The 7,224-nt window shown below is 44.9% G+C and carries 8 protein-coding genes and 1 pseudogene; 8 read left to right on the forward strand and 1 reads right to left on the reverse strand.

Annotation, left to right across the window (positions count from 1 at the left end):
• From ACTIE0_RS21670 to gmk, 4 genes and pseudogenes are all read left to right on the forward strand, one after another.
• Window positions 1–137 (forward strand): annotated as a pseudogene (locus tag ACTIE0_RS21670) (IS630 family transposase); the annotation flags it as partial.
• A 314-nt stretch (window positions 138–451) separates the two neighbouring features.
• Complete coding sequence (locus tag ACTIE0_RS21675; RefSeq protein WP_006624536.1) at window positions 452–1,045, forward strand: DUF4126 domain-containing protein; 594 nt, start codon at window positions 452–454, stop codon at window positions 1,043–1,045.
• Between the two features lie 365 nt (window positions 1,046–1,410).
• The gene (gene remA, locus ACTIE0_RS21680; RefSeq protein ID WP_006624537.1) at window positions 1,411–1,677 is read left to right on the forward strand and encodes an extracellular matrix/biofilm regulator RemA; all 267 of its coding nucleotides are present in this window, start codon (window positions 1,411–1,413) and stop codon (window positions 1,675–1,677) included.
• 32 nt (window positions 1,678–1,709) lie between these two features.
• Window positions 1,710–2,264: a guanylate kinase gene (gene gmk, locus ACTIE0_RS21685; protein WP_006624538.1), complete on the forward strand. Its 555-nt coding sequence runs from the start codon at window positions 1,710–1,712 to the stop codon at window positions 2,262–2,264.
• A gap of 313 nt (window positions 2,265–2,577) precedes the next feature.
• Here the strand turns inward: gmk and ACTIE0_RS21690 are convergent, their stop codons facing one another.
• Entirely contained in the window at window positions 2,578–3,822 is a 1,245-nt protein-coding gene (locus ACTIE0_RS21690; RefSeq protein WP_006624539.1) for a vWA domain-containing protein, read from the reverse strand.
• 134 nt (window positions 3,823–3,956) lie between these two features.
• Between ACTIE0_RS21690 and ACTIE0_RS21695 the strand changes: the two genes are divergently transcribed.
• The 4 genes from ACTIE0_RS21695 (at window position 3,957) to ACTIE0_RS21710 (ending at window position 6,812) form a co-directional block, all read left to right on the forward strand.
• Window positions 3,957–4,649, forward strand: a complete 693-nt coding sequence (locus tag ACTIE0_RS21695; RefSeq protein WP_006624540.1) for an ATP-dependent Clp protease proteolytic subunit — start codon at window positions 3,957–3,959, stop codon at window positions 4,647–4,649.
• Window positions 4,650–4,673: 24 nt separating this feature from the next.
• Window positions 4,674–5,318, forward strand: coding sequence for an ATP-dependent Clp protease proteolytic subunit (locus ACTIE0_RS21700; protein WP_006624541.1), 645 nt, complete (start codon window positions 4,674–4,676; stop codon window positions 5,316–5,318).
• A 186-nt stretch (window positions 5,319–5,504) separates the two neighbouring features.
• The gene (gene clpP, locus ACTIE0_RS21705) at window positions 5,505–6,101 is read left to right on the forward strand and encodes an ATP-dependent Clp endopeptidase proteolytic subunit ClpP (protein WP_006624542.1); all 597 of its coding nucleotides are present in this window, start codon (window positions 5,505–5,507) and stop codon (window positions 6,099–6,101) included.
• A 90-nt stretch (window positions 6,102–6,191) separates the two neighbouring features.
• Entirely contained in the window at window positions 6,192–6,812 is a 621-nt protein-coding gene (locus tag ACTIE0_RS21710) for a J domain-containing protein (RefSeq protein ID WP_006624543.1), read from the forward strand.
• Window positions 6,813–7,224: the final 412 nt, after the last annotated feature.

Genomic DNA, 7,224 nt, shown 5'->3' on the forward strand with positions numbered 1-7,224 from the left:
GGATGACGACATCTCTCCTCGCACCATATCCAGAGCCTTGAAGAAAATTGGCTTCACCAGAAAAAAAAACTTACGGCCACCAAGAACTTGATCAGCAACAGCGAGAGGAGTTTATTGCTCAGATTGAACAGATTAAGTAGACGCGCCACGGTGTGGATGTAGGTCCGGCGACCGGTGGGGGTGTTATGGCGAAGACGAGTTTAAAGACTACGTGTGCATATAGTTCTGAAAGAAGAAGGACTAAGCGGTGAAGTCAACACTGTACCACTGACCAATTGGGCATCCACATCGGGAGCCCTATGATGCGAAAGTCTCAAGTACGGTTTTGAATGGGAGGGGATGGGGGCGACCCCATTCTCTACCCTTCCCCCCTGAACATGACTGGACTGATTTTGATGGGGTGCTAGGATAAAACCATCCTTCTCGAGTTACTGGAGCATAATGGCTTTCTATGATTGAAATTTTAGCAGTTCTTTCCGCATCAGCAGCAGGAGGTATGAGAATTGCGCTTCCACTCCTACTAATTGGATTACTGCGAAATAATTTATGGTCTGATGTACCACTTCTTTCGGCTCTGTCTCCCAAGGTGGTAATTGGTGTTTTGGTGAGCTGGTCCCTCTTTGAACTTTTCGCCTCGAAACAATTATTAGGACAGCGCATTCTCCAGGTATTTCAACTGGTGTTTAGTCCCGTAGTCGGAGCGATTATGGGTTTGGCGATCGCTGAAGCCAGTTCTTTCCCCTCCTGGTTGTTGTGGTTGCTGGGAATTGTTGGGGGACTTTTGGCTTTAGTCTTACAATTGGTACAAGCGGGATGGTTTTACCGTCTGCGAGGCTTACCTCTATGGGCAATTTTTGTCCAGGATGGTTTGTGTATTGCTCTGGTTATGTTTGCTTTTGATGCTCCTGAACAGGGGGGGTTAATTGCTTTATTCTTGCTCTGGCTCGCTATTCGTAGCTCTACAGAATGGTATAAATGGTATACTCAGCAGGCTAGTAATCGCCATCGTAGCCAGCCTCGACTGGGGAAGCAAGACCCTGATTAAACTAAACTTTAAATACTCACAAGCAAATACTCATACAAAAATCTTAATTAGTGGGTTCACATATTTTTGACACCAGCACTGACACAGATCACAAAATTAAGTGATCTAGTTCATCAACCCTCCTATCTAGTTTTTTAAGCAGCAACAGGACTCAGTTTTCATCATCTCCCCGGTTTCCTTTGTCTCCAGGGAAAAGAGACCCCATCAGCCCCTAGATAGAGTTTTTCAGATTAAATATTGATTATGGGAGCCGATCCGACTACAATTTTTGTGGGCGATACTTTCGAGTTGGTAAGAATATACAATTTATGGGCTCATGCCATCAAAGCCATCGCACCTACCTTTATTCTACCTGTAGAAATTTTATGGATATTCAACTCATTAATATCGGCTTTGGCAATATTATCTGTGGTAATCGTGTCATCGCTATTGTCGGCCCCGAATCAGCCCCCATTAAGCGTATCATTACAGACGCACGAGACCGAGGACAGCTTATTGATGCTACCTATGGACGGCGCACCAGAGCCGTGATTATTACCGACTCCAATCATGTGGTTCTCTCAGCTATTCAGCCAGAAACCGTCGCTAACCGATTTGTGGTTGAGAAAAACGGTGCTAATCGCCTTTCATAAACCTATCTGGGTTCACCTAAAACTATATTAAGATGATTGACAGCAAAACTGGCCAGCTCATTGTCATTACCGGACCTAGTGGCGTGGGAAAAGGAACGATTATTCGATCGCTTCTCCAAAAATATCCACAACTCCATCTTTCCGTCTCCGTTACTACCCGTTCTCCCCGTCCCGGAGAAGTCCATGGAAAAGACTATTTTTTCGTCACTCGCGATCGCTTTCAACAAATGGTTCAACAACAAGAGCTACTAGAATGGGCTGAGTTTGCCGGAAATTTCTACGGGACACCCCGCTTGGCTGTCCAAGATAAAATTCAGCAGGGAGAGAATGTTCTACTCGAAATTGAACTAGAAGGCGCTAGACAGATCTCACAGACCTTTCCACAGGCTCTGCGAATTTTTATCCTTCCACCTTCTCTACAAGAACTCGAGAACCGTCTACGAAATCGCGCCACTGACTCCCAAGAGGCGATCGCTCGTCGTATTCAACGCGCTAAAACTGAAATCGCCGCCGCCGGGGAATTTCACCACACCTTAATCAACGACAACCTCGATCGCGCCCTCGCAGAACTCGAAACCCTCTTTTAATTCATCCCCCATATATTAACTTTTGTAACAAAAAATTAAGAAATGTTGCGAAAAATTTTTTTGGCGGGGGGTGCTTGCTTTTTGGGGTGACTTCTGCTACACTTTTACATAATGGGAATATTCGCAATTTTATTATTTTGACTAATATTTCCATTATTTAACTGTATGTCAATATCCTACCATTAGTTCCCCGTGCTTGTCAACCCTTAGCGCCGGGGCTGATAAATTTATTGACAATTTATATCAACAAGATTGGGGGAGAAGATAGAAGAGGGAAGCGGCATAACATTGATTTGCCGCCCAATTACCCATTCTACTTGAGAGTAGTTTTCGATGCTATGCGAGTTTTCTTGCGTTCGGAGTCCGATAGTTCTTCGCCGGACTGGAGGCGAGTTGCACTACCTTGGAGGACAGTAGCAGCACTGTTGTCGCCCATTTGTAAAGCGGTTTTAGCCGCTGTTTGTAACATAGTAGCAGCACCGGCGCGATCGCCTTGTTGTAGTTTAGTTTCAGCGATTTGAGTTTGTCGGTACTTAGCCAAAGCCAAAATATGTTTTTGAACCTTGGGATCGGAAGTAGGGCGATAATCTCCGAGGACATTAGCTTCCACCAAAACCGGCTGAGAATAGAGCTTTTCAATACCCAAAGCCGGGTCATCATAGCGGACTTGAACTTGAGCGATCGCCTGTTTACTGATCGGCAAATTGCCAACATCAACATAAAGGTTAGCCAAGATAATCCGTTCGGTATCTTTCATTAAATCCCCCAAGCGAACCGCGAGTTGTTCTCCTTTTGGCAGTATAGGAAGTTCAATAGTATCAGGATAAACCTGTGCGACTGGCTTGAGTTGAGCCAAGCGGACATAAGGAAATAGGGAGAATAATAGGTAAGCGTTAGTGAGTCCCACCGATTGCATACGGGTAAACAGACGGCCAAACTCAGCGATCGCCTGTTCGGGGTATTCAATATATCCCAAAGCACCGCCACCCGCATCGGCAATTTTCTCTAAAATATCCTGATTCCAGTCGTCTCCAAATCCCAAAGAATTAATAGTTAACTTATATTCCGTGGCCAGTTTGGCGAGTTTGAGACAACGTTTATTATCCCCGTGTTCATTTTCCCCGTCAGTGAGAAGAAACCCTTGAGAAATCCGATCCTGTTTACCCTTTCCTAACTCCTCAATTCCCAGCTTGATACCTTCATCAATAGCCGTTCCCCCGGAACAGCGCAAACCATCAATCTTTTTTTTGATACCATCAGGATCGGTGAGGTCTTGATTAGGAACCAATACCTTAGCTCGGTGATCAAAAGCAACTACCGAAATCCGATCGCCTACATTTAAGCGATCGATAAGTTCTTTCGCCGCCTGTTTCACCGTTTCCAATGGTTGACCATTCATAGAACCACTGTGGTCTAAAATCAAACATAGATTCATGGGAACTTGACCCTCAAACGGATCAGGAACCGCTGAAACCGAAATTGACAGTTGACGCTGATTCGATTCTTGATTTGGGTCTAGGTTCGGATCGTTGAGGGAAGGCTGCAAACTGACTTTCATAGAAGACCTCCGGGATGTGAAAATCCTATTTGAGTATAGGACGCAACTCAAAATTCAGATGGTCGGTAATTTCCCATCCGGTTATTCACAGGACTGAGCCACGAGTTGCGTTAGTATATAGTTTAACCTCTTTGATGAGTTCATCGGTTTATACTGTGCAATCACCATACTACTACAGCGACAGTGCCATTAGGACACCACCCCCAGACCTACCCTCCTTGCTACTCAAGGAAAGGATTATCTATCTAGGGTCGCCTCTAGTTTCCTCGGACGACTATAAGCGACAACTAGGGGTTGATGTCACCAAACTAATTATCGCCCAGTTGCTTTATCTGCAATTTTCCGATCCAGAAAAGCCTATTTACTTCTATATCAACTCTACCGGAACCTCTTGGTATACGGGAGATGCGATCGGACAAGATACCGAAGCCTTCGCGATTTGCGATACCATGAGCTATGTCAAACCCCCTGTGCATACTATCTGCATTGGTCAGGCTATGGGTACAGCCGCGATGATTCTTTCCGCCGGGACAAAAGGCTGTCGTACCAGTCTCCCCCATGCCACCATTGTTTTAAACCAACCTCGTATGGGGATGGGACGCTCTCAGGCTACTGATATCCAAATTAGGGCTAAAGAAGTCCTCGCCAACAAAGCATCGATCTTGGATATTTTGTCCCAAAATACCGGACAACCTGTGGAAAAAATTGCCAAAGATACCGATCGGATGTTCTATTTAACACCAGAGGCGGCTAAAGAATATGGGTTGATTGATCGGGTTCTCGAAAGCACTAAGGAATTGCCCAAACAATTACCCGTTGGTGTGTAGTAAACTTGCTTGTGCTTACAAATTATGGCTGTCGATGAAGTTCTTCGCGTTCCTTATCAGATTCCTGGTAGTCAATACTGGCAGTGGGTTAACATCTATACTCGTTTGAGTCAAGAACGAATTATTTTTCTGAATCAGCCTCTGACAACCGGTGTCGCTAATTCCCTGGTGTCGGCTATGTTGTATCTTGACTCCGACGATCAGAATAAACCCATCTATATGTACATCAACTCCATTGGTGATCCAGTCCTAGCAGGTATGGCTAATGAGTCCATGGGAATGATGTCAGTCATGGCGGCTTTGGCTGTATATGACACTATGCAACACATCAAATCGGAGATTGTGACTATCTGTTTGGGTCAAGCAGTGGGGATGGCAGCTTTGTTATTGTCCTGCGGTTCCAAAGGTAAACGGGCTAGTCTTCCTAATTCCATGATTACTCTTTATAACCCCCAAACCGGAACCCAAGGACAAGCTACCGATATTCAAGTAACCGCTGACGAGATCCTCTCGAAACGGGCTTTAATGATGGATATCTTTCACCAAAATACTGGTCAAACCATTGAGAAATTGACTAAGGACATGAACCGCACTTTTTACATGACTCCAGAAGAGGCGAAAGAGTATGGTATCATCGACCGTGTTTTAACAACTCTAAAGTTGACTTGATTTCCTCCGTCGGGTATCGGTAAACTACCAGAAAAGAGGAGACAATTGATAATTAATTGTTGATGATTAATTGTTGATCTGCTCTCCTCACCAACCCCCCGACGGTAGACTGGCGATCGCCACCGGGGAAAATCTCCCGTTAAATTCAACCAATCTTATACAGACACAACAAAAGGATTAGTAATTATGCCTATTGGTGTTCCTAGTGTTCCTTATCGCCTTCCTGGTAGTACCTATGAACAGTGGATCAGTATCTATGAAAGACTTTTCCGCGAACGAATTATCTTTTTGTCGGAAGAGGTTGACGACGGTATTGCTAATGCGATCGTCGCTTATATGCTGTATTTGGACTCCGAAGACCCCTCCAAACCCATTTACCTCTATATCAATTCCCCTGGCGGTTCGGTAACTGCCGGGATGGCGATTTACGATACCATGCAATATATCAGGTCTGATGTGGTGACTATCTGCGTGGGTATGGCTGCTTCTATGGGTGCATTTCTCCTGGCTGCGGGAACTAAAGGTAAACGCCTAGCCCTCCCCCATGCTAGGATTATGATTCACCAACCTTTGGGGGGGACTCGCGGACAAGCCACTGATATTGAAATTGAGGCTAAAGAAATTCTCCGAATTCGTAAGGTCCTCAATGAGATGTTAGCAGAAAGATCCGGTCAAACTCTCGAAAAAATTGAGAAAGACACCGATCGCGATTACTTTATGTCCGCCGCCGAAGCCCACGAATATGGTTTAATTGATCAGGTCATTGAAGAACGCCCAGTTTAGCCATAGCCAGATTTCTGCTAAACTAATCACGCCCGCGTTTCTTGTGGTGCGGGTTCGGTTCTTGCTTAAACTGGGGTAGATTAAACCTAGATGGACACAACGGATTACTATCGCACATTGGGTTTAAGATCAGGGGCGAGTTTGGAAGCGGTCAAGGCTTCCTATCGGAAACTCGCCCGACAATATCATCCTGATGTTAATCAAAATAATCCCCAAGCAAAGGAAAGATTTATCGCCTTAACGGAGGCTTATAAGTTTCTGTTAGATGTCGCTAAACCTGATTCCCAAATGGCTTGGGCTACGGCCTCTTATACCCACTTCCCCAAGGGTACAACCTCCCATTATCCCACGGGGAAAAATAAGGTCTATCACCCGGAAAACCGGATTCAATTTAACCCGGAACTCTCGGAAACTGAGCAAAAATTGAAGGACAATTGCTATAAACAATTGCAGCAATTACTCAGATATCAGCGATTCCCTAGGGCGATCGCTTTAGTGGAAGGACTAGCCCACAGAATCCCCCAAGACCAGGAAATCCGACAGTGGCAGGCTATTACTTATCAACGTTGGGCTCGTCAACTTATCAAAGAACGCCAAACCGATAAAGCCCGCAATTACCTCAAAAAAGCCCTCCGTACTGACCCTCACAATCGCACGCTGTGGGCGGAAGTTGAACGAGATTTTCAATCCCTAGAAAGTGTCTATTCCTAAAGGTTAATTAACCATGATTTCCCGGCTTTTCTTACTGGAAAAAGATGCCTTTTTTAACATTAAAAAAAATTTTTGGCTCGGAACCCGCGCCAACCCTTGACAACCACCGGGAACTCATGGTAGTATTTGGATATGATAGTAAAATAATGGGAATTTGTTCACTAAAAATAAAATTGTCACTATTCGCATTATTTAAAAAGTATAGCGCAAGTCGCCGGGAAAAGCAACCCCCCCCAGAAAAAAAATTTTCCCGGCCCCAACTTAACATTTCTTTACATACAGCTTGTTCACCAGTCCCTTAAGACATTGCCCTCACCCTAGGTCTCTCTCCCAGATATAGCATTAGTCAAGGTGGTTAGGACGCAGTTTTGAGAACGGAATCCATGGCATCATGGAGAGAATCAAACTGCTC

It is taken from the genome of Limnospira sp., assembly GCF_051859755.1.
Classification (GTDB): domain Bacteria; phylum Cyanobacteriota; class Cyanobacteriia; order Cyanobacteriales; family Microcoleaceae; genus Limnospira; species Limnospira fusiformis.